The 1,937-nt window shown below is 63.9% G+C and carries 1 protein-coding gene; it reads left to right on the top strand.

The window, feature by feature from the left end; genetic code table 11:
• On the top strand, positions 1 to 1,937 hold a 1,937-nt coding region (locus tag C8D90_RS21895; RefSeq protein ID WP_115460559.1), incomplete at both ends, for an Ig-like domain-containing protein.

Here is a 1,937-nt window from a genome sequence, read left to right as displayed (position 1 = left end):
ACGGCCCCGGCGCTGACCATCGACACGATTGCCGGCGACAATATCATCAACGCGACGGAGCACGGCCAGACCTTAACCATTACCGGCACCAGCAATGCGGAAGCGGGGCAGACGGTCACGGTGAGCGTGAACGGCACCGACTACACCACCACGGTGAACGCCGACGGCACCTGGAGCGTGGCGGGGGTTGACGCCAGCGGTCTGGCGGACGGCACCCACACCATCACGGCGAACGTCAGCGACAAGGCAGGCAACACGGCCGACGCCGGTCAGACCGTGTTGGTTGACGCCACGCGCCCGGTGGTGACCATCAACACCGATGTGGCGGGCGACGACATCATCAACCTGGCCGAACACGGTCAGGCGCTGATCATCAACGGGAGCTGCGCCGGGGCGGCGCCGGGCGACACGGTGACCGTGACGCTGAACGGCAAGAACTACACCACGACGCTGGATGCGGCGGGTAACTGGAGCGTGGGCGTGCCGGCGGCGGACGTGGGCGCGCTGAGCGAAGGCAGCCACACCATCACGGCGAGCGTTACCGACAAGGCCGGCAACGTCGGCGATGCCACCCACAGCGTGGACGTGGCGCTGACCGCGCCGGTATTGGGTATTGATGTGATCGCGGGTGATGACATCATCAATAACACAGAAAAACTGTCTGATCTGACCATCAGCGGTAGCGTAACCGGCCTGAACGACGGTGATACGGTGACGATTACCCTGAACGGTCAGCAGTATATTGGTACGGTAAGTGGTAATACCTGGACGACCACCGTTCCGGCTGGCGATGTGGCTAATCTGGGCAACGCGTTCTATCAGGTGGTGGTCAGCGCCACCGACAGCGCGGGCAACAACACTGATCTGAGCCAGACTTTGCAGGTTCAGACCTCTCGTCCGGGTGTCACTATCGACATGATTGCCGGCGATGACGTGATGAACCTGAGTGAGGTTCAGGTTGAGCAGACGATCAGCGGCCGTGTGAGCGGCGTTGATGCGGGCACGGTAGTTACCCTGAATATCGGTGGTAAAGAGTATACCGCGATCGTTCAGGCTGATATGACCTGGAAAACAACGATTTCCTCCGCCGATCTGATTGCGTTGGGTAACGGCAGTATCACAGTTACAGCAAGCGTGCAGGACAGCGCCGGTAACCAGAGCGAAGTGGGTCGTGACTTCACTATCGACGCGGGTCTGCCGGGCCTGCGTATCGACACGGTGGCGGGCGACGATATCGTCAACGCCATCGAACACCAGCAGGCGCTGATTATCAGCGGCACCAGTAGCGACGTGCCGGCGGGCAACGTGGTGACGGTCACGGTCAACGGCGTCAGCTACCCGGCTACGGTGGGTCAGGACGGCACCTGGAGCGTGGGCGTACCGGCGGCGGATGTCTCGGCCTGGCCGGCCGGCCCGCTGACCATCATGGCGGAAGCGGCCAACGCCAGCGGCAACGCCAGCGATATCGGCCACGTGGTGACGGTGGACCTGAGCGAGGTGGCGGTGTCCATCAACACCGTGGCGCTGGACAACGTCATCAACGCCGCCGAGAAGGGCACTGCACTGGAGCTCAACGGCGCCACGCAGAACGTGGAAGCCGGTCAGGTGGTGAAGGTGGTGTTCGCCGGTCACAGCTATGACGCGGTGGTTCAGGCGGACGGCAGCTGGAGCGTGACGGTCCCGGCCGCCGACATGGGCGGCCTGCGCGAAGGCGCGGACCAGGTGCAGGTGAGCGTGGTGAACCAGGCGGGCAACACGGCCTCGGCGGCGCAGGAACTCGTGGTCGATACCACGGCCCCGACGCTGACCATCGACCCGGTTGCCGGCGACAATATCCTTAACGCGGCCGAACACGGCCAGGCGCTGACGCTGACCGGCACCAGCAACGCGGAAGCGGGGCAGACAGTGACGGTGACGGTGAACGGCGCCGACTACAC

Origin of the sequence: Enterobacillus tribolii (assembly GCF_003363015.1) — a bacterium.
Classification (GTDB): domain Bacteria; phylum Pseudomonadota; class Gammaproteobacteria; order Enterobacterales; family Enterobacteriaceae; genus Enterobacillus; species Enterobacillus tribolii.
Note: the sequence above shows the minus strand (reverse complement) of the source record. Positions and strands in the feature narration are given on the sequence as shown.